Source organism: Streptomyces sp. CY-1 (assembly GCF_047218265.1).
Classification (GTDB): Bacteria; Actinomycetota; Actinomycetes; order Streptomycetales; family Streptomycetaceae; genus Streptomyces; species Streptomyces niphimycinicus.
Genome location: NZ_CP178393.1, coordinates 3835705 through 3854563, shown reverse-complemented (window position 1 = coordinate 3854563; position 18859 = coordinate 3835705). Strand labels below are relative to the sequence as shown.

Annotated in this window: 14 protein-coding genes and 2 tRNA genes; 10 read left to right on the top strand and 6 right to left on the bottom strand. The window is 72.7% G+C overall.

The window, feature by feature from the left end:
- Positions 1-55: 55 nt before the first annotated feature.
- Positions 56-2713, top strand: coding sequence for a fibronectin type III domain-containing protein (locus tag ACK1X7_RS16805; RefSeq protein WP_413115266.1), 2658 nt, complete (start codon positions 56-58; stop codon positions 2711-2713).
- A 153-nt stretch (positions 2714-2866) separates the two neighbouring features.
- Here ACK1X7_RS16805 and ACK1X7_RS16800 read toward each other — a convergent pair whose 3' ends face one another.
- Positions 2867-3226, bottom strand: coding sequence for a cupin (locus ACK1X7_RS16800; protein WP_385145298.1), 360 nt, complete (start codon positions 3224-3226; stop codon positions 2867-2869).
- Positions 3227-3362: 136 nt separating this feature from the next.
- On the opposite strand from ACK1X7_RS16800, the gene cutA reads away from it, so the two are divergent.
- Positions 3363-3686, top strand: coding sequence for a divalent-cation tolerance protein CutA (gene cutA / locus ACK1X7_RS16795; RefSeq protein WP_078641256.1), 324 nt, complete (start codon positions 3363-3365; stop codon positions 3684-3686).
- Between the two features lie 54 nt (positions 3687-3740).
- On the opposite strand, the gene ACK1X7_RS16790 is transcribed toward cutA, so the two are convergent.
- Together ACK1X7_RS16790 and ACK1X7_RS16785 are read right to left on the bottom strand one after the other, a co-directional pair.
- Positions 3741-4436, bottom strand: a complete 696-nt coding sequence (locus tag ACK1X7_RS16790; protein ID WP_390793346.1) for a SanA/YdcF family protein — start codon at positions 4434-4436, stop codon at positions 3741-3743.
- A gap of 73 nt (positions 4437-4509) precedes the next feature.
- Positions 4510-5145 carry a Uma2 family endonuclease gene (locus ACK1X7_RS16785; RefSeq protein ID WP_385145295.1) on the bottom strand — a complete coding sequence of 212 codons (636 nt, stop codon included), beginning with the start codon at positions 5143-5145 and terminating at the stop codon, positions 4510-4512.
- A gap of 167 nt (positions 5146-5312) precedes the next feature.
- On the opposite strand from ACK1X7_RS16785, the gene ACK1X7_RS16780 reads away from it, so the two are divergent.
- Positions 5313-6299 carry an adenosine deaminase gene (locus tag ACK1X7_RS16780; RefSeq protein WP_385145308.1) on the top strand — a complete coding sequence of 329 codons (987 nt, stop codon included), beginning with the start codon at positions 5313-5315 and terminating at the stop codon, positions 6297-6299.
- 12 nt (positions 6300-6311) lie between these two features.
- Here the strand turns inward: ACK1X7_RS16780 and ACK1X7_RS16775 are convergent, their stop codons facing one another.
- Positions 6312-8525, bottom strand: coding sequence for a molybdopterin oxidoreductase family protein (locus ACK1X7_RS16775; protein WP_413115265.1), 2214 nt, complete (start codon positions 8523-8525; stop codon positions 6312-6314).
- 243 nt (positions 8526-8768) lie between these two features.
- On the opposite strand from ACK1X7_RS16775, the gene ACK1X7_RS16770 reads away from it, so the two are divergent.
- The 5 genes from ACK1X7_RS16770 (at position 8769) to ACK1X7_RS16750 (ending at position 16414) form a co-directional block, all read left to right on the top strand.
- Positions 8769-9785, top strand: coding sequence for a sirohydrochlorin chelatase (locus tag ACK1X7_RS16770; RefSeq protein WP_390793388.1), 1017 nt, complete (start codon positions 8769-8771; stop codon positions 9783-9785).
- Positions 9782-11143 carry a deoxyguanosinetriphosphate triphosphohydrolase gene (locus tag ACK1X7_RS16765; RefSeq protein ID WP_385145291.1) on the top strand — a complete coding sequence of 454 codons (1362 nt, stop codon included), beginning with the start codon at positions 9782-9784 and terminating at the stop codon, positions 11141-11143. Before ACK1X7_RS16770 ends, ACK1X7_RS16765 begins: the two co-directional genes overlap by 4 nt.
- Positions 11144-11441: 298 nt before the next feature.
- A complete protein-coding gene (locus tag ACK1X7_RS16760) occupies positions 11442-12737 on the top strand; it encodes an NAD(P)/FAD-dependent oxidoreductase (RefSeq protein ID WP_385145289.1) in 1296 nt (431 codons plus the stop codon).
- Between the two features lie 75 nt (positions 12738-12812).
- Entirely contained in the window at positions 12813-14828 is a 2016-nt protein-coding gene (gene dnaG / locus ACK1X7_RS16755; protein ID WP_385145287.1) for a DNA primase, read from the top strand.
- Positions 14829-15178: 350 nt separating this feature from the next.
- Positions 15179-16414 carry an RNA polymerase sigma factor gene (locus tag ACK1X7_RS16750; protein WP_390793350.1) on the top strand — a complete coding sequence of 412 codons (1236 nt, stop codon included), beginning with the start codon at positions 15179-15181 and terminating at the stop codon, positions 16412-16414.
- A 46-nt stretch (positions 16415-16460) separates the two neighbouring features.
- Here ACK1X7_RS16750 and ACK1X7_RS16745 read toward each other — a convergent pair whose 3' ends face one another.
- Together ACK1X7_RS16745 and ACK1X7_RS16740 are read right to left on the bottom strand one after the other, a co-directional pair.
- Positions 16461-18077 (bottom strand): FGGY family carbohydrate kinase, encoded by a 1617-nt coding sequence (locus ACK1X7_RS16745; protein WP_413115264.1) that lies wholly within the window; start codon positions 18075-18077, stop codon positions 16461-16463.
- Positions 18078-18102: 25 nt separating this feature from the next.
- On the bottom strand, positions 18103-18372 hold the full coding sequence (locus ACK1X7_RS16740; protein WP_014060441.1) for a hypothetical protein: 270 nt from the start codon (positions 18370-18372) through the stop codon (positions 18103-18105).
- A 247-nt stretch (positions 18373-18619) separates the two neighbouring features.
- On the opposite strand from ACK1X7_RS16740, the gene ACK1X7_RS16735 reads away from it, so the two are divergent.
- Positions 18620-18692 (top strand) — tRNA-Asn (locus tag ACK1X7_RS16735).
- Between the two features lie 5 nt (positions 18693-18697).
- A tRNA-Asn gene (locus ACK1X7_RS16730) sits at positions 18698-18770 on the top strand.
- Positions 18771-18859 lie beyond the last annotated feature (89 nt).

Genomic DNA, 18859 nt, shown 5'->3' with positions numbered 1-18859 from the left:
CCACGAGTTCCAGCAGGGTTCCAACAGGTTCCAGCAAGGTTCCGCAGGGAGGGACATGTCGGAGTACGTACGCTCACGCACCCGGACCGCCCGCAAGGCCCCGGGATTCGCCGCCGTCGCGGCCGTCCTCGCCACCCTCGGCGCCGCCTTCGGCGGCACCGCGGACGCCGTGGCGCGGGCGCCTCGCCCCGCCCCCGATGTGTATGTCGCGCCGAGCGGCGACGACCGCGCGCCCGGCACCCGCACCGCCCCCGTCCGCACCCCCGAGCGCGCCCGCGACCTCGTACGGCAGCGCACCGACCGCCTGGCCGCCGACCTCACCGTGCACCTCGCGCCGGGTACGTACCGCCTCGCCCGCCCGCTCGTCCTCGACTCCCGTGACTCCGGGGGCAATGGACACCGCGTCATCTGGCAGGGCGGCGAGGGCACCGTGTTCAGCGGCGGCCGGGCCGTCCAGCGCTGGAAGCCGGTCAAGGGCGGGTCCGGGCTGTGGTCGGCGCCCGCGCCCGCCGGGCTGGACAACACCCGGCAGTTGTATGTGAACGGCGTCCGCGCCCAGCGGGCCCGCGGGCCGATACCGGTGACGCTCAAGTCCACCGCCACCGGCTACACCGCGTCCGCCGACACCCTCGCCCGCTGGCGCAACCCGTCGGACATCGAGTTCGTCTACCCCAGCGGTGAGGCGCTGTGGAACATCCAGCAGTACGGACTCGGCCCCTGGACCGAACCGCGCTGCCCGATCGGCTCGATGAGCGGCACCACCGTCACCATGGCCCAGCCGTGCTGGGACAACTCCACCAAGCGCGTGGAGTTCCCCGACATCCCCGGCCGCAGCATCAACATGGTCGGCCCCGGCAAGCTCACCAGCGACGCACTGCCCGGCTATGTCGAGAACGCCTTCGAGGTCCTCGACCAGCCCGGAGAGTGGTACCTCGACCGGCACACCCGCACCGTCTACTACCGCCCGCGCGCCGGGGAGGACCCGCGCACCGCGGATGTGGAGGCACCGGTCCTGGAGAAGCTGATCGACGGGCGGGGCACGGGGAGCGCGCCGCTGCACGACATCGCCCTGCGGGGCATCCAGTTCTCGTACGCCACCTGGCTCACCCCCTCCTCATCCGAGGGCTTCTCCGAGGTGCAGGCTGGCTACACGGTGACCGGCGCGGAGGGCTGGAAGACCCAGGGGCTGTGCGAATACACCCCGGGCGGCACCTGCCCGTACGCGTCCTGGACCAGGATGCCCGGCAACGTGGCCATCAGCCACGGCCGCGACCTGGAGTTCTCCGACAACGCCTTTGTCCACCTCGGCGCGGCCGGGCTCGAACTCGGCACCGGAACGCGGAACACCACCGTGCGCGGCAATGTCTTCACCGACATCTCCGGCAACGGCATGGAGATCGGCGGGGTCGACGCCCCCCGGCCCGGCAGCGACGCCGACCTCACCCGCAAGGTGTCGGTGACCAACAACCACCTCTACGCGCTGCCCCGCGAGTACCACGGCGGTGTCGCCATCCTCAACGGCTACACCCAGAACAACACCATCGTCCACAACCAGATCGACCATGTCGGCTACTCGGCGATCTCCATGGGCTGGGGCGGCTGGCCCGACAAGATCGGCAAACCGGCCACCGCCAATGTGTCCCATGACAACTCGGTGGCCAACAACCTCATCCACGACTACATGCAGGCCCTCGACGACGGCGCGGGCGTCTACACCCAGGGCCTCACCGGCAGTTCCCTCGACAACGGCGAGAAGATCACCGGCAATGTCATCCACGACGGATGGGGGCTGGGCCGGACCGTCTACACCGACAACGGCTGCACCTACGTCACGGTCGAGGGCAACGTCCTCTACGGCGCCCAGGCCAACGTCCTCAGCGCACATGTCGACTACCGCGACAACCTCGGCAACAACGACCCGACCCGCATCGTCGGCAACTACTGGGAGCAGGGCGACCGCGACGGCGACGACAAGGGCGTGGTGACCTCCGGCAACCACATCCTGGCCGACCCCTCGAAGGCACCGGCCGGCATCGTGGCCGCGGCCGGTCTCGAACCCCGCTACCGAGGGCTGCTCGACCGCACCTTCGCCACCCGCTCCGTACCCGAAGCACCCACCCGCGTGGGCGACTTCGCGGCGGACGGCTCGGCGTACGTCACCTGGAACCCGTCGTACGTCGATGGCGGCTCCCCGGTCACCTCGTACACCGTCACCGCCACCAACGGCAGCCACACCGTCTCCACCACCGTCCCGGCGGCGCGCTTCAAGCGCACCGCGTACGCGGTGGTCGACGGGCTCACCAACGGCACGCCGTACACGGTCACCGTCACGGCCCGCAACCGGGTGGGGCAGAGCGAGCGGTCGCTGGCCGCCGCCCCCGTCACGCCCACCGCCGACGGCCCCGGCGCCCTGCCCGCCGTCTCCACCGGCGTGAAGGTCAACGCGGAGGCCACGGCCGCCAGGCTGTCCTGGACCCCGCCCAAGACCACCGGCGACACCCCGGTCATCGGCTACCGGATCACCGTCTCCGACGGCCGCACCATCACCGTGACCGGCCGCGACGTCCTGGTCGCCCAGCCCCGGGCCAAGGGCATGCTGCGGGTGATCGGCAATCTGCGCCCATCCACCGCGTACACCTTCTCGCTCGCGGCCCTGACGGCCACCGGCACCGGCCCGTCCGCCGAGGTGTCCGTCACGACCCCATCCCGATAGGCGCGCGAAAGCTCTCGACAGGGGCGCGAAAGCTCACCTGATCCCCACGCTGCTCCGCGGACCCGAGCCGGAGGCGAGCCGTGACCGGCTCGCCTCCGGTGGTCCGCTCACCCGGCTCCGGGGCGGGGGCGGCGACCAGGTCCCAGGTCGCCGTCAGGCGGTGGCCGCGTCCGCGTAGGGGGTGGGACAGCCCTGCGTGGCGGTCACGGCGGTCAGCAGCACCACCGAGTCCTCCAACGCCCGCAACCCGTGCCGCTCATGCGGGATCTCCTGCACCTGGCCCGCGATGAGATCCATCCGGTCGCCGCCGCCGGTCAGCCGTACATGCCCGAGCAGCACCTGGAGACTGGCCGCCGGAGGAGCGTTGTGCTCATCGAGCTCACAGCCGGAGACCATGGCGATCACGCTCTGCCGCAGCGGGCCGTCGTGCAGGAACAGATGTGCGCTGCGCCCGTGCGGATCGGCCTTGGCCTGGTCCAGATGGTGGCGCGCGAGCGTGGTGAGGTCATCCATGAGAGCCCCTCGATCGGTCCGGTCTGATCGTCGGCGGGTTCCCTCAATCCTCACCGGCTAGCGTGGTGGGCGCCAGTTCGCAGCCGCGCGCGGTGTCGGACCGTACGACCGCGCCGTGGAGAGGGGTACCGCAGCAGTGGCCGACTACCTGACCGTACTGACCACCACCGACACCCCCGAGAAGGCCGAGGCGCTGGCCCGCGGGGCGATCGAGGCCCGGCTGGCGGCCTGTGCGCAGATCAGCCAGCCCGTGACATCCGTGTACCGGTGGGAGGGGGAGGTCGAGACGGCGGCCGAGTGGCAGGTGCTGTTCAAGACGACCGCCGCCCGCTACGACGAGCTGGAGGCGCATATCCGCGAGGCGCACGACTACGAGACGCCCGAGGTCATCGCGATGCCCATCGTGAACGGCAGCGAGGACTATCTGGCGTGGGTGGTGTCGGAGACGACGATCGGCTGACGGCGACCGGCGACCGGCGACCGGCGACAGGGGGGCGAGGGGCGGGCCGATGGCTCAGCGGGAGCCGGAGTCCCCCCGCCCCGCCAGCGCCCGCTCGATCCCCCGCTCCCGCGGCCCCAGGAAGTGCGGATCCGGTTCGAACGCCGCGTCCAGGGCCGCCTTGCCCGCCGCCACGACCTCCCGCGTCCCACCGAAGTACCAGGTCATATCGTGCGGCTCGTCGACCGCGACCCCGTACGCGTCGATCCCCGCCGCCCCGCACAGCGCCAGCGCCCGCCGCACATGGAACCGCTGGCTGACCAGCACCGCCTTGTGCACCCCGAAGACCCGCCGGGCCCGGCTGCACGAGTCCCAGGTATCGAACCCCGCGAAGTCGCTCACGATCCGCCGGTCCGGGACCCCGCGCTTGACGAGATACCCGCGCATCGCGTCCGGTTCGTCGTAGTCATGGCGGCTGTTGTCCCCGGTGACCAGCAGCGCATGGACCCGGCCGTCCTTGTAGAGCCGTACGGCGGCGTCCAGCCGGTGCGCCAGATACGGCGACGGCTCCCCGTTCCACAGCCCCGCCCCGAAGACCACGCCCACCGGGGCCGAGGGCACATCGGCCACCGTATGGATCCGGTCGTCCGTGGTCAGCCGCAGCCAGGTCGCGGGGAGCAGGGCCAGTACGCAGACGAGAACGCACCCCTGCACCAGCCGCCGCCACCCGCGCCGCGTCCGCGGCAACCGCCCCCGCACCCACCCCAGCATGCGCTCCCCCTCTTAGCATCACCGATCCGGTCGCGCTGTGGGACGCGGGAGAGGGGGCGGCGGTTGCGTCGGGCTATTCGGCGGTTTCCTCCTCTTCGGGCTCTTCGGCCTCAAGGAAGATGTTCGTGTCGAGGTCGAAGTCGAACGGCGCGGGGACGGGCAATGGCTTGCCGAACGGAACGGTCATCCGTGCGTGGTACCCGCGGTCCGACGGGTCCCAGAAGGCCGTGATCTCCTCGGACTGCATGTCGACCACGAGGTAGATCGGCACATGGCGACCGTAGACCTCGAGCTTCTCCTGCCAGTCGACATCCCGGGTGGAGACTGACGTGAACTCGGCCACGAGGGACAGTGCCTCGCTGTCGGCATGGCGTCCCTCGACGCCCCGGAAAGCCTTGCCATCCGCGATGAACAGATCCGGGCCGAATGCCCGCTCAGCGGAGGGGAAGGTGAACAGGAACGGCGATGTCTCCGCGATATGCCCCTTGGGCGCATGGGGCTCCAGCCGCAGCCGAAGTTCCCGCATGGGCCACAGGTACGGCAGCCTCGACCACGGCGACACGACGATCTTCCCCCTGATGAGCTCGGCCTTGTAGCCGTCCGGTGTATCCAGTTCCTCCGTGGTCCGGAGCAGTTCCTCGAACCCCTTGCGGGGCTCCTCGGCATCCGGTGTTTCTGTGGTCATCGGCCGCTCCAATATCGCGGTCACCGTGTCCTCCATCTGCTACGGAGCGTACTGTCTCGCTCACCGTAGCGACGGCCCCCCGGTGCTATCCGTCTTCCGTTCGCATTACCCCCACAAGGGTGATGCATCCGCTCCCGCATAGCCTTGACCAGTCATTCCGCACCACCGAGGACCAGCAGGTGATCCCCTCCATGCCCCCGATCCCCACCGCAGAGCTCCATCTCCACATCGAGGGCACCCTGGAGCCCGATCTGGCCTTCGCGCTCGCCGAGCGCAACGGGGTCGAGCTGCCGTACGCCACCCAGGAGGAGCTGCGGGCCGCGTACTCCTTCAGCGACCTCCAGGACTTCCTGAACCTCTACTACGCGCTGATGACCGTGCTGCGCACCGAGGACGACTTCGCCGACCTCACCAACGCGTATCTCGCCCGCGCCCGTGCGCAGGGTGTGCGCCATGCCGAGATCTTCTTCGACCCGCAGGCGCACACCGCGCGCGGTGTCGAGATCGACACGGTCATCCGCGGGATCGCCCGCGCGCTGGACGCGGCGCCGCGGACGTACGGCATCACCACCCGCCTGATCATGTGCTTCCTGCGCGACGAGAGCGCCGAGTCGGCCCTGGAGACCTTCGAGGCGGCCCGCCCCCACCTGGACCGGATCGCCGCCGTCGGTCTGGACTCGGCGGAGGTCGGGAATCCGCCGTCGAAGTTCCGCGAGGTGTACGCGCTCGCGCGGGAGGCCGGGCTGAAGTGCGTCGCGCACGCGGGGGAGGAGGGGCCGCCCGCGTATGTGTGGGAGGCGCTGGACATCCTCGGCGTGGACCGCGTCGACCACGGGGTGCGCTGTCTGGAGGACGAGACGCTGGTGGCCCGGCTGGTCGCGGAGCGGACCCCGCTGACCGTCTGCCCCCTGTCCAACGTCCGGCTGCGCGTCGTGGACCGCCTGGCGGACCATCCGCTGCCCGCGATGCTGGACGCCGGTCTGCTGGTGACGGTCAACTCCGACGACCCCGCCTACTTCGGCGGCTACGTCGGCGACAACTACACCGCCGTACGGGACGCGCTCGGCCTCGACGAGACGACCCTGCGCACCCTGGCCCGCAACTCCTTCGAGGCCGCCTTCCTGGACGAGGAGACGCGGGCGGCGTACCTGAAGGAGGTCGACGGCTGGACCCGCTGAGCCCTGGGGCGGTCAGCCCTCGGCCAGCTCCAGCCGTACAGCGCACACCTTGAACTCCGGCATCCGCGACACCGGATCCAGCGCCGGGTTCGTCACCGTGTTGGCCCGCCCCGGCCCCGCCCAGTGGAACGGCATGAACACCGTGTCCGGCCGGATGTCCCGGCTGATCCAGGCCGGGGCCACGGCGCGGCCACGCCGGGAGACCACCGCGATCGGCACGCCCTCGGCCGCTCCCAGCCGCTCGGCGAGCAGCGGGTGGAGCTGGACGTAGGGGCCGGGCGCGGCCTCGTTGAGTTCGGCGACCCGCCGGGTCTGGGCGCCGGACTGGTACTGGGCCAGCACCCGGCCCGTCGTCAGCAGCACCGGATACGCGGCGTCCGGCTCCTCGGCGGCCGGGCGATGGCTCACGGGGGCGAAGCGGGCCCGCCCGTCGTCGGTGGCGAACCGGTCGAGGAAGAGCCGCGGCGTACCGGGGTGCGGGCCGACTTTCTCCGCGCCCTCCGTGCCCTCCGCGTCCGCACGGCCGGTCTCCTCCGCGCGCTCCGGGCAGGGCCAGAACACCCCGTCCTCCTCCTCGATCCTCCGGTACGTGATGCCCGAGTAGTCCGCCGGGCCGCCGGCCGAGGCCCGCCGCAGCTCCTCGAAGACCTCCTCCGCGTCGGCCGGGAACCCCTTCTCCCAGCCGAGCCGGGCCGCGAGCCCGCTCAGCACCCACAGATCCGTCCGGACGCCCGGCGGCGGGGTCAGCGCCGCCCGGCGGAGGATGACCCTGCCCTCCAGGTTGGTCATGGTCCCGGTCTCCTCGGCCCACTGCGCCACCGGCAGGACGACATCGGCGAGCGCGGCGGTCTCCGAGAGCACGACGTCGGCGACCGCCAGGAAGTCCAGCGACCGCAGCCGGGACTCCACATGGGCCGCGCGCGGGGCGGAGACCAGCGGGTTGGAGCCCATCAGCAGCAGCGCCCGGACGTCCCGCCCGAGCGCGTCCAGGAGTTCGTACGCGCTGCGCCCCGGCCCGGGGAGGGCGTCGGGCCCCACGCCCCATACGGCCGCCACATGGGCGCGCGCGGCCGCGTCGGTCAGCTTGCGGTAGCCGGGAAGCTGGTCGGCCTTCTGGCCGTGTTCGCGACCGCCCTGGCCGTTGCCCTGGCCGGTCAGGCAGCCGTAGCCGGACAGCGGGCGGCCCGCGCGGCCGGTGGCCAGACACAGGTTGATCCACGCGCCGACGGTGTCGGTGCCCTTGGACTGCTGCTCGGGGCCCCGGGCGGTCAGCACCATCGCGTTCTCGGCGTCACAGAACATCGTGACCGCCTTACGGAGCTCAGGAACGGGGACGCCCGTGATCCGCTCCACCAGCTCCGGCCAGTGGGCCATCGCGGCGGCCCGTGCCTCGGGCCAGCCGCTGGTGCGCCGTTCGACGAACTCCTCGTCCACCCGCCCCTCCGCGACCACCAGATGCAGCAGCCCCAGCGCGAGCGCGAGATCGGTGCCGGGCCGCGGCGCCAGATGCAGATCCGCCTGCTCCGCCGTACGGGTGCGCCGGGGATCGACCACGATCAGCCGGCCGCCCGCCGCCTTCAGCTCGGTCAGATAGCGCAGCGCGGGCGGCATGGTCTCGGCCAGGTTCGAGCCGACGAGGACGACGCAGCCGGTGCGGGCCACGTCCGCCAGCGGGAACGGCAGCCCGCGGTCAAGACCGAAGGCCCGCTGATGGGCGGCGGCGGCCGAGGACATGCAGAACCGGCCGTTGTAGTCGATCTGCGAGGTGCCGAGCACCACCCGGGCGAACTTCCCCAGCGCGTACGCCTTCTCGTTCGTCAGCCCGCCGCCCCCGAAGACCCCCACCGCGTCGCGGCCATGCGCCCGGCCGGTGGCCGCCAGGCCCTCGGCGATCCGGTCGAGGGCCTCCTCCCAGGTGGCCGGTTCGAGCCGACCGGAGTCAGGGCGGCGAACCAGCGGCTCGGTCAGGCGCACCCGGGAGGAGAGCACGGCGGGCGCGGTGCGGCCCTTACCGCAGAGCGCGCCGCGGTTGACGGGGAAGGCGGTGCGCTCGATGACCTCGACACCGCCCGGCTGCCCGTCGCCCGCCCCCTTGTCGGGAGGCAGCGGGCGCAGCGTCATCCCGCACTGGAGCGAACAGTAAGGGCAGTGCGTGTCGACGGGGACGGGGACGGGGTCGGGAGCGGATTCGGGGGCGGGGGAGTGCTCCCCGGGAACGTGCGCCATGCGAGGAGCGTGCTACGGCCGTGTTACGGCCCGCGTCGTCCCGGATTACGCCCGCGGGAAGCGGACCTCAGCGCGGGGCCCGGCAGCCGGTGAAATCGGCGCAACCACCCGTCACGGCGGCGCAACGGCGGTGCAATCCGGCGCTGCCAGGCTCTGGTCATGACGCCCCACTCCGGTTCTTCCGGCCCCGACGGCACGGCCGATATCGACAGTACGGCGGACTTCGACAGTGCACCGCGGCTGATGACCCGGTTCACCGCACAGCTCACCACCCAGCTCGACCGGCTGGGCCACGGCAACTGCCCCGGTGGCCGGCCCGGCAGCGGCCACGGCGTCCGCCGGAGCGGCCGCGACCGCCCGCCGACGCTTGTCGCCGTGGCCCACGGCAGCCGGGACCCCGAGGCGCTGCGCACCGTGACGGCACTCCTGGACCGCGTCCGCGCGCTCCGCCCCGGGCTGCCCGTACGCCTCGGCCATATCGAGCTCGACCAGCCGCTGCTGACCGACACGCTGGCCGCGCTGCGCGGTGAGGCCGTGCTCGTCCCGCTGCTCCTGAGCCGCGGCCACCACACCAAACAAGACATCCCTGACGCCGTCGCCGCCGCGCCCCACCTCGCCGTCCGGATCGCCGCCCCGCTAGGCCCGGACCCGCTGCTCGCCGAGGCGCTGCACGCCCGGCTGACGGAGGCAGGCCACCGGGCCGGGGTTCCACATGGGGTGGGCACGACGGCTCCGTACGGAACGGGCGCGGCGGCCGCGTACGGGGCAGGCGTCGCGGAGGTCGCGGCTCCGCACGGGGTGGGCATCGCGGGCGTCGCGGCTCCGCACGGGACAGGCGTACCGGCTCCGCACCGGGCGGGCGTCGTCCTGGCCGCGGCGGGCTCCCGCGACCCGGACGCGGCCGTCGACGTGGCCCGGACCGCCGCCCTGCTCAGCGCCCGGCTCGGCGGTGTGCCCGTGCTGCCCGGCTACGCCTCCGGCTCCGGGCCCACCGTGCCCGAGGCAGTACGGGCCCTGGCCGCCCTCGGCCATGACCGGATCGCCGTCGCCTCCTACTTCACCGCGCCCGGCCGCTTCGCCACGCAGTGCGCGAACGCCGCCCCGGGCGCGAGCGCCGCGCAGGGCACAAGCGCCGCCCCCAGGATCGCGGCCGCCCCGCTCGGCGCCCACCCGGCGGTGGCGCGTCTCATACTGCGCCGGTACGAACAGACCCTCGCTTTTGCGCCCTTGTCACCCCCGGCGGCTACCGTCGGTGTATGACCCGCAGCGCACCCCCTGAACCGGATCCGGCCTCTCCGACCGGTGCCCCCGAGGCCGACACCGGCCACGTCCCCGGCTATGCCCCGGCGGACCTCGAGCGCTGGGCGCCGGAGCCCGACAAGCGGCCGGGCCGGACCGCCTTCCAGCGGGACCGGGCGCGGGTGCTGCACTCCGCCGCGCTGCGCAGGCTGGCCGGGAAGACCCAGGTGGTGCCCGCCACACCCGCCGTCGACCCCGGACCGGCCGGGCGCGCCCTGGCCTACGACGCCACGCCCCGCACCCGGCTGACCCACTCCCTGGAGTGCGCCCAGGTGGGCCGTGAGCTGGGGGCCGCACTCGGCTGCGACCCGGATCTGGTGGAGACGGCCTGCCTCGCCCATGACCTCGGCCATCCGCCGTTCGGGCACAACGGCGAGCGGGTGCTCAACGAGATCGCCGAGCCCTGCGGCGGCTTCGAGGGAAACGCGCAGTCGCTGCGGCTGCTGGCCCGGCTCGAACCGAAGCGGTTCGTCCCCGGCCCGGAGGCCGGTGAGCCGGTGAGCGTCGGCCTCAACCTCACCCGCGCCGCGCTGGACGCCGCCACCAAGTACCCCTGGTCGCGCGGCGGCCATCCGTACCGCCCCCGCTCCCCGAAGTTCGGGGTCTACGAGGACGACCTCCCGATCTTCGCGTGGTTCCGGCGGGGCGCCCCCGAGGGGCGTAAGACCTTCGAGGCCCAGGTCATGGACTGGGCCGACGATGTCGCGTACTCCGTCCATGACGTCGAGGACGGGCTGCACGCGGGCCATCTCGACCCCGCGAGCCTGCTCTCCGAGCCCGAGCGCCGCGAGGTCTTCGCCGTCGCCGCCGACGGCTACGCCCCGGGGGCCGAGCCCGAAGAGCTGGCCGAGGCGCTGGACCGGCTGCTGGACCAGGAGTGGTGGCCGCACCGCTACGACGGCTCGTCCGTCGCCCAGGCCCGCCTCAAGGACGCCACCAGCCAGCTCATCGGCCGCTTCTGCCTGGCCGCCGAGGGCTCCACCCGCGCGGCGTACGGCACGGGCCGGTTCACCCGCTACCACGCCGAGCTGGTCGTCCCCCGCGCCGCGCGCCTGGAGTGCGCGGTCCTCAAGGCGGTGGCCGACCGGTATGTCATCCAGCGCCCCGACCAGGAGCTGGTCCGGGCCGATCAGCGCGTCGTTGTCGCCGAGCTGGGCGAGGCCCTGATCGCCCGCGCCCCCGACGGCCTGGACCCCCAGTTCCGCGCGATCTTCGACGCGGCCGGGGACGACCGGGGCCGGCTGCGGGCGATCGTCGACCAGATCGCCTCCCTGACCGACACCTCGGCCCGGTGGCTCCACGCCCGGCTCACCGCGTGAACCGCCGCCCGCCGCGTGAACCGCCGCCCGCCGGATCCGGCTCGCGTGCACACGTCCGGCGTACGGGCCCTTCCGGACGCACTCGCCGTGCGGGAGGCTCCCCTGTGACACAGCTTTCGCCACAGGTTTCGGGCTCGGATTTTCGGCACAGCCGTGGGCACGGCCATGCGCACGGCCTCTGGCACAGCCATGGGCCCAGCATTTGGCCCCGCTTTCGGAGCGCACGACCTGACGCGACCGGGGTAAGGCACTCATAGAGGCACTGCTCGGCACTGCTCGGCAGCGAGGAGGACAACAAGTGGTCGACGCACACCAGACATTCGTCATCGTCGGAGGGGGGCTGGCCGGGGCGAAAGCCGCGGAAACCCTGCGAGCGGAGGGCTTCACCGGGCGGGTGATCCTCATCGGTGACGAGCGCGACCACCCCTATGAGCGGCCCCCGCTGTCCAAGGGCTTCCTCACCGGCAGCCAGGAGCGCGACAGCGTCTTCGTCCACGAGCCCGCCTGGTACGCCCAGGCCGATATCGAGCTCCACCTCGGCCTGCCCGCCGTCCACCTGGACCGCGCCGCCAAGGCCGTGACCCTGGGCGACGGCACCCGGGTCCACTACGACCGGCTGCTGCTGGCCACCGGCGCCGAGCCGCGCCGCCTCGACATCCCCGGCACCGATCTGGCCGGGGTCCACCATCTGCGCCGGCTCGCCCACGCCGAGCGGCTCAAGGGCGTCCTCACCACCCTCGGCCGGGACAACGGCCAGTTGGTCATCGCGGGCGCGGGCTGGATCGGCCTCGAAGTCGCCGCCGCCGCGCGCGGCTACGGCGCCGAGGTGACCATCGTCGAGCCCGAGCCCACCCCGCTGCACCCCGTCCTCGGCCCCGAGCTGGGCGCCCTTTTCGCCGACCTCCATGGCGAGCACGGCGTCCGCTTCCACTTCGGTGCCCGCCTTACGGAGATCACCGGCCAGGACGGCATGGTGCTGGCCGCCCTTACCGACGACGGCGAGGAGCACCCCGCCCACAGCGTCCTGGCCGCCATCGGCGCCGCCCCGCGCAGCGCCCTCGCCGAGGCCGCGGGCCTGGAGGTGGTGGACCGCGCGGCGGGCGGCGGCATCGCGGTCGACACCTCGCTGCGCACCAGCGACCCGGACATCTTCGCGGCGGGCGACGTCGCCTCCGCCCCGCTCGGCTTCCTCGAGGGCACCCCCGTACGGGCCGCGCTTCCGCGCAGCGCCCGGCTGCGCGTCGAGCACTGGGCCAACGCCCTGAACGGCGGCCCGGCGGCGGCCCGCGCCATGCTCGGCCAGGACGTCGCGTACGACCGGGTGCCGTACTTCTTCTCCGACCAGTACGACGTCGGCCTGGAGTACTCCGGCTACGCCCCGCCCGGCAGTTACGACCAGGTGCTGGTGCGCGGCGACGTCGGCAAGCGGCAGTTCATCGCCTTCTGGCTGAACGACGGCCGGCTGCTCGCGGGCATGAACGTCAACGTCTGGGACGTCACCGAATCGATCCAACGGCTCATCCGCGGCGGCGACCAGCTCGACACGGCGGCCCTGGCCGACCCGTCCGTCCCGCTGGCCTCGCTGCTCCCGTAGGTCCTCGGGCGCGTTCCCACCGGGGTCCGGCAGGCGACGGACAGCCGTGTCGGACCCCGGCCGTAGAATTCGGGCGTGGCAGGCAGGATCAACGATGACGACGTGAAGGCGGTCCGGGCAGCGGTCCCGATCGACGCCGTCGTGTCCGAATACCTCCAGCTACGCAACGCGGGAGGTGGCAATCTCAAGGGCCTGTGTCCCTTCCATGACGAGAAGTCCCCGTCCTTCCAGGTCAGCCCCAGCAAGGGGCTCTACTACTGCTTCGGCTGCCAGGCGGGCGGCGACACCGTCGACTTCGTGATGAAGATCGACCACCTCTCCTTCGCCGAGACCATCGAGCGGCTGGCCTCCCAGGCCGGTATCACCCTGCGCTACGAGGAGGGCGGCTACACCCCAGGCCGCCAGCAGGGCGAGCGCACCCGGCTGGTCGAGGCCCATAAGGTGGCCGCGCAGTTCTATGTCGAGCAGTTGGAGCGCCCCGAGGCGGAGATCGGCCGCACCTTCCTGGCCGAGCGCGGCTTCGACCAGGCCGCCGCGCAGCACTTCGGCGTCGGCTACAGCCCGGCCGGCTGGGACCACCTCGTCCGCTATCTGCGCGGCCGCGGTTTCACCGACAAGGAGCTGATCCTCTCCGGGCTCGTCCAGGAGGGCCGGCGCGGCCCCATCGACCGCTTCCGGGGCCGCCTGATGTGGCCGATCCGGGACATCTCCGGCGAGGTCGTCGGCTTCGGCGCCCGCAAGCTGCGCGACGACGACAACGGGCCGAAGTACCTCAACACCCCCGAGACCCCGCTCTACCGCAAGTCCCAGGTCCTCTACGGCATCGACCTCGCCAAGAAGGACATCGCCAAGGCCAGCCGGGCGGTGGTGGTCGAGGGCTATACGGACGTCATGGCCTGCCATCTCGCGGGGGTCACCACCGCCATCGCCACCTGCGGTACCGCCTTCGGCGGTGACCACATCAAGATCCTCCGACGGCTGCTGATGGACAACGCGGGCGCGGAGGTCGTCTTCACCTTCGACGGCGACGCGGCCGGGCAGAAGGCGGCCCTGCGCGCCTTCGAGGACGACCAGCGGTTCGCCGCCGAGACCTCCATCGCGATCACGCCCGACGGGATGGACCCGTGCGAACTGCGGCTGGCCCGCGGCGACGAGGCCGTGGCGTCCCTGGTCGAGAGCCGTACGCCGCTGTTCGCCTTCGCGCTGAAGTCGATCGTCTCCCGGTACAACCTGGACACCGAGGAGGGGCGCATCGCCGCCGTCGACGAGGCGGTGCCGGTCGTCGCGGCGATCAAGAACCCCGGGCTGCGGGACCGCTATGCGATCCGGCTGATCGGGATGGTCGGCATCGCCACCCAGGCGGAGGAGCAGTCGATCATCCGCCGGGTGCGCGGGCTGGTCCGCAGCAGGCAGAACGGCGGCCCGGGCGGCCCGGAGCACGGCGGCCGCGGCGATCAGCGCGGCGGCGGCCCGCGCGGGTCCCGGTACGGCGGCCGGGGTGACCAGCGCGGCGGCGGCCCGGGCGGGCATGGCGGTCCGGGTGGCAATGGCGGGCCGGGCGGGCCCGGAGGCCCTGGCGCCGGGGGCGCGCCGCCGGTCCCGCGCGGCCCGGCGCTGAATCTGCGCAGCCCCGCCCACCGCGTCGAGCGCGAGCTGCTCAAGCTGGCGCTTCAGCATCCGGACCTGGTCTCCCCGGCCTTCGACGCCTACGGCATCGACGAGTTCACCGCCCCGCCGTACGCGGCGGTGCGCCGCACCATCGAGGACGCGGGCGGTACGGCCGCCGCGGACGCCGACTATCTCGCCCGGGTCCGGGAGGCGGCCCCCGACGACACGGTCCGGGCCATGGTCACCGAGCTGGCCGTCGAGCCGCCGCACACCCGCCGCGACCCGGACGAGGTCTACGCGGGCGTGCAGTTGGTGGCCGTACGGCTGGCCGCCGTGAATCAGCGCGTGACCGAGGTGCGGGGCGCCCTCCAGCGCCTGGGGCAGCATGCGGACCCCGCCCACCTGGCCGCCGTGCAGAACGAGCTGTGGGTGTTGCAGCAGTACGGCCAGTCCCTCCGGGACCGGGGCGCGGCGGCGCTGTAGGCCGGGCGGGAGCTCAAGGCAGTGCGGGCGGTAAGGGGCTCATGGATGGGTTCCGGCCGGCCCGTTCATGCCTCGGCGGGCGGGCCGGAGGGGGCGCTGTAGCCGCCGGGTAGTCGTACGGTCACGGGCCGCTGAGCAAAAAATGCCCGCACGCCCCTCGTGGCGGGCCTGTGTCGTACTCCACACTGGGGTGCGGTGCCTGAGTCCTCGGAGCGCGGCGGTGTTGGTCAGGTAGGGCCGGAATCCCCCGCAGATCCGCTCATGATGTACGGGACGGACGGCGGCGCGGCCGCCGTGCCGTGCCCGATCGTTCTGCCCCCTCAGCAGCGATCACCCTGGAGGTCGCCCCCGTGCAGACCCAGACCCTCACCGACGCGGCCCTCGCGGCCTCGCCGCACCCCGTGTCCGACCGCCCGCCCGGCGCCGCACCGGTAGCGCCGGCCGTGCCCGAGGACCCGGCGGACCTCGCTTCGGAGGGTGCACCGGAGACCGACCAGGACGCCGCGCCGGACGCCATGGCCGACGTAGCCGCCGACCCCGATCCCGACTCCGGCCCCGAAGCGGAATCCGTCGAGCCGGTCGAGCCGGTCGAGCCCGCCGAGCCAAGCGAACCCGTCGAAACCGTCGTAGAGCCCGTCGAACCGATCGAGCCGCCCGCCCGCGCCGACACCAGCGGTCCCTCCGCCGACCTCTTCCGCCAGTACCTCCGCGAGATCGGGCGGATACCGCTGCTCTCCGCGGTCGAGGAGGTCGAACTGGCGCGCAGGGTCGAGGCGGGTCTCTTCGCCGAGGAGAAGCTCGGCAACACCCCCGACCTCGACTCCCAACTCGCCGTGGACCTCGACCGGTTGGTGGTCCTGGGCCGGATGGCCAAGCGCCGGCTGATCGAGGCCAACCTCCGCCTCGTCGTCTCCGTCGCCAAGCGCTATATCGGCCGCGGCCTGACCATGCTCGACCTGGTCCAGGAGGGCAACCTCGGCCTGATCCGCGCGGTCGAGAAGTTCGACTACGCCCGCGGGTACAAGTTCTCGACGTACGCGACCTGGTGGATCCGCCAGGCCATGTCCCGCGCCCTGGCCGACCAGGCCCGGACGATCCGGGTCCCGGTGCATGTCGTCGAGCTGATCAACCGGGTGGTGCGGGTCCAGCGACGGATGCTCCAGGAGCGCGGCTACGAACCCACCCCCGAGGAGGTCGCCGCCCATCTCGACCTCCTCCCGGAGCGGGTGAGCGAGGTGCTGCGGCTGGCCCAGGAGCCGGTGTCGCTCCACGCGCCGGTGGGCGAGGAGGACGATGTGGCCCTCGGCGACCTCATCGAGGACGGCGACGCGGCCTCACCCGTGGAGTCCGCGGCCTTCCTGCTGCTCCGCGAGCATCTGGAGGCCGTGCTGTCGACGCTCGGTGAGCGCGAACGCAAGGTGGTGCAGTTGCGGTACGGACTGGCCGACGGCCGCCCCCGCACGCTGGAGGAGATCGGCCGGATCTTCGGGGTGACGCGGGAGCGGATCCGCCAGATCGAGTCGAAGACGCTCAACAAGCTGCGCGACCACGCCTTCGCCGACCAGCTCCGGGGCTACCTGGACTAGCGATCCGGGCATCGACCCCGCGTCCCGAGGCCGCGGGGCCTGGGCCTCACATGGCCCCGTACCCGCCGCCTGCCCCATGGCCATGACCGCCCCCGGTCTCGAACCCCCCGGCCTCGAACCGTCCGGCCTCGAACCGTCCGGCCTCGAACCCTCCGGCCTCGAACCCACCGCCCGCCGCGTGCCCCACGGTCTCCTGGGCTCCCGGCTCGACGGTCCCGGGTTCGAAGGCGTCGGGCTCGAAGGCCCCGGGGTGGGTCTGCTCCCGCACCGCCACGTACTGCTGCCGCACCGCCTGCCCCACCGGCAGCTCCTCGCCCGGCTCGAAGACCTGGCTCGCCGCGGCCGGCCAGCGCGGCGGCTCGTGCGGCGACTGGGTGCCGTGCGAGGCGCCCAGCGCCCACGCGGCCTGGCGGGCCGCGCCCAGGGCGGCGTAGTCGGCGGGCTGGGGCACGACGACCTGCACCCCCAGCAGTGCGGGCGCGATCGCGCGGACGGCCTGAAGATCGGCCGCGGGCCCGAGCAGGAAGACGCGCCGCACCTGGACACCGCGCCCGCGCAGCACGTCCAGCGCGTCCGCGAGCCCGCACAGCATCCCCTCGAACGCGGCCCGCGCCAGATGTTCGGGCTTCATCGACTCGCGCCGCAGCCCGGTCAGCGTGCCGGCCGTATGTGGCAGATGCGGGGTCCGCTCACCCTCCAGATAGGGCAGCAGCACCAGCCCGGACGACCCCGGGGTGGACTTCATCGCGAGCGCGGAGAGCCCGTCGAGATCCGTACCGAGCAGCTCCGCCGTACCGCGCAGCGTCCGTACCGCGTTGAGCGTATGCACCACCGGCAGATGCATCCCGGTGGCGTCCGCGTACGAGAGGATCGTGCCGGTCGGATCGGCCAGCGCCTCGTGGTGGACGGAGAAGACCGAGCCGGAGGCGCCGAGCGAGATCACCGCGTCGCCGATCCCCACCCCGAGCCCGAAGGCGGCGGCCATGGTCTCGCCGGTACCGGCGGAGATCAGCAGCCCCTCGGGGGTGTGCCCGGCGGCGTCGGCGGGGCCGATGACCTCGGGCAGCCGCACCTGGTGACCGAGGGCCAAGTGGACCAGGTCGGGGCGCCAGGATCCGTTCGCCGCCGACCAGTAGCCGCTGCTGGAGGCCGTGCCGCGGTCGGTCGTACGCCGCACCGGCCGCCCCAGCAACTGCCACACCAGCCAGTCGTGCGGCTGCATCAGCTCGGCCACGCGGTGCGCCGAATCCGGTTCGTTCCGCGCCAGCCAGCGCAGCTTGGCGACCGGCTGCGAGGCGGTCGGCACGGCGCCGACCGCCTGGGCCCACGCGGTGCGGCCGCCGAGCGCCTCGGTGAGGTCGGCGGCCGCGGACTGGGCGCGCTTGTCGTTGCCCATCAGCGCGGGGCGCACCAGCACCCCGCCCGCGTCCAGCGCCAGCAGCCCGTGCTGCTGCGCCGAGACGCCGATGGCCTGGACCCCTTCGAGCAGCCCGCCCTCGGCGGCCTCGCCGAGGGACATCAGCCACGCCTGCGGATCCACATCGCCGCTGCCGCCGACCGGGTGCGGGGCGTACCCCTGTTTGATCACGGCACCCGTATCGGTGTCACAGACGACGATTCGTGTGCTCTCGGACGAACTGTCCAACCCGGCGACTATCCCCATGGATCAGATCATGCCACCGCCGCGGCTAGGTGTTGCTGGTGCCCCAGTCGTCCTCGCCCACCGCGCGGGCATCGCGCTGCCCGATCTTCTCGCGCAGCGGCCGGACCTTGTCCAGCGCCCGCACGGCGGCCAGTCGGCCTCCCTGCGCGGCCGACTCGGCGGTGTTGCGGACGGCCGGATTCCGCGCGAACTTCTGCGCACAGGCGCGCAACTGCTCGTACCGCTCATGGCCCGCTCGCGTGCCCAGCACGTAACCCACAGCCATCCCAGTGATGAACGTCAGCCGGTAGCGCATCGACCTGCCCTTCTCGCTGTCCTTCACGTCCGGACCCCGGGGTCGTGCTGCGCGCCTACCCGCCCGCGCCGCAGATCACCCACGATCACGTAGAAGATCATCCCTGGAACGGCCGCGGATCGCCCGAGGGCGGACGCGGCGAACCGATTGGCGGAGCACCCCCCTGCTTGCGCTAATGTATGTGTCGCAGCGAGCGCACGCCGTCCGGAAGCCCCGGGCGGGGTCACGGTCGCGGCACACGGAGCAATCCCCTGTAGCTCAATTGGCAGAGCAGCCGGCTGTTAACCGGCAGGTTACTGGTTCGAGTCCAGTCGGGGGAGCTCGGTCCCCTGTAGCTCAATTGGCAGAGCATTCGGCTGTTAACCGGAGGGTTACTGGTTCGAGTCCAGTCGGGGGAGCAGTGAGGAGGACCCCTTGAGGGGTCCTTTTTCATTTCCGGGCCCCCGTGGACGTGATCTACGCCATGATCGAAGCCAGGGGGGCTCCC

Excerpts from the sequence above, each read along its gene's own strand:
- ACK1X7_RS16805 (WP_413115266.1), top strand. The coding sequence starts at position 56 with ATGTCGGAGTACGTACGCTCACGCACCCGGACCGCCCGCAAGGCCCCG.
- ACK1X7_RS16800 (WP_385145298.1), bottom strand. The coding sequence starts at position 3,226 with ATGGATGACCTCACCACGCTCGCGCGCCACCATCTGGACCAGGCCAAG.
- ACK1X7_RS16790 (WP_390793346.1), bottom strand. The coding sequence starts at position 4,436 with ATGCTGGGGTGGGTGCGGGGGCGGTTGCCGCGGACGCGGCGCGGGTGG.
- ACK1X7_RS16780 (WP_385145308.1), top strand. The coding sequence starts at position 5,313 with ATGCCCCCGATCCCCACCGCAGAGCTCCATCTCCACATCGAGGGCACC.
- ACK1X7_RS16775 (WP_413115265.1), bottom strand. The coding sequence starts at position 8,525 with ATGGCGCACGTTCCCGGGGAGCACTCCCCCGCCCCCGAATCCGCTCCC.
- ACK1X7_RS16770 (WP_390793388.1), top strand. The coding sequence starts at position 8,769 with ATGACCCGGTTCACCGCACAGCTCACCACCCAGCTCGACCGGCTGGGC.
- ACK1X7_RS16765 (WP_385145291.1), top strand. The coding sequence starts at position 9,782 with ATGACCCGCAGCGCACCCCCTGAACCGGATCCGGCCTCTCCGACCGGT.
- ACK1X7_RS16745 (WP_413115264.1), bottom strand. The coding sequence starts at position 18,077 with ATGGGGATAGTCGCCGGGTTGGACAGTTCGTCCGAGAGCACACGAATC.
- ACK1X7_RS16740 (WP_014060441.1), bottom strand. The coding sequence starts at position 18,372 with ATGCGCTACCGGCTGACGTTCATCACTGGGATGGCTGTGGGTTACGTG.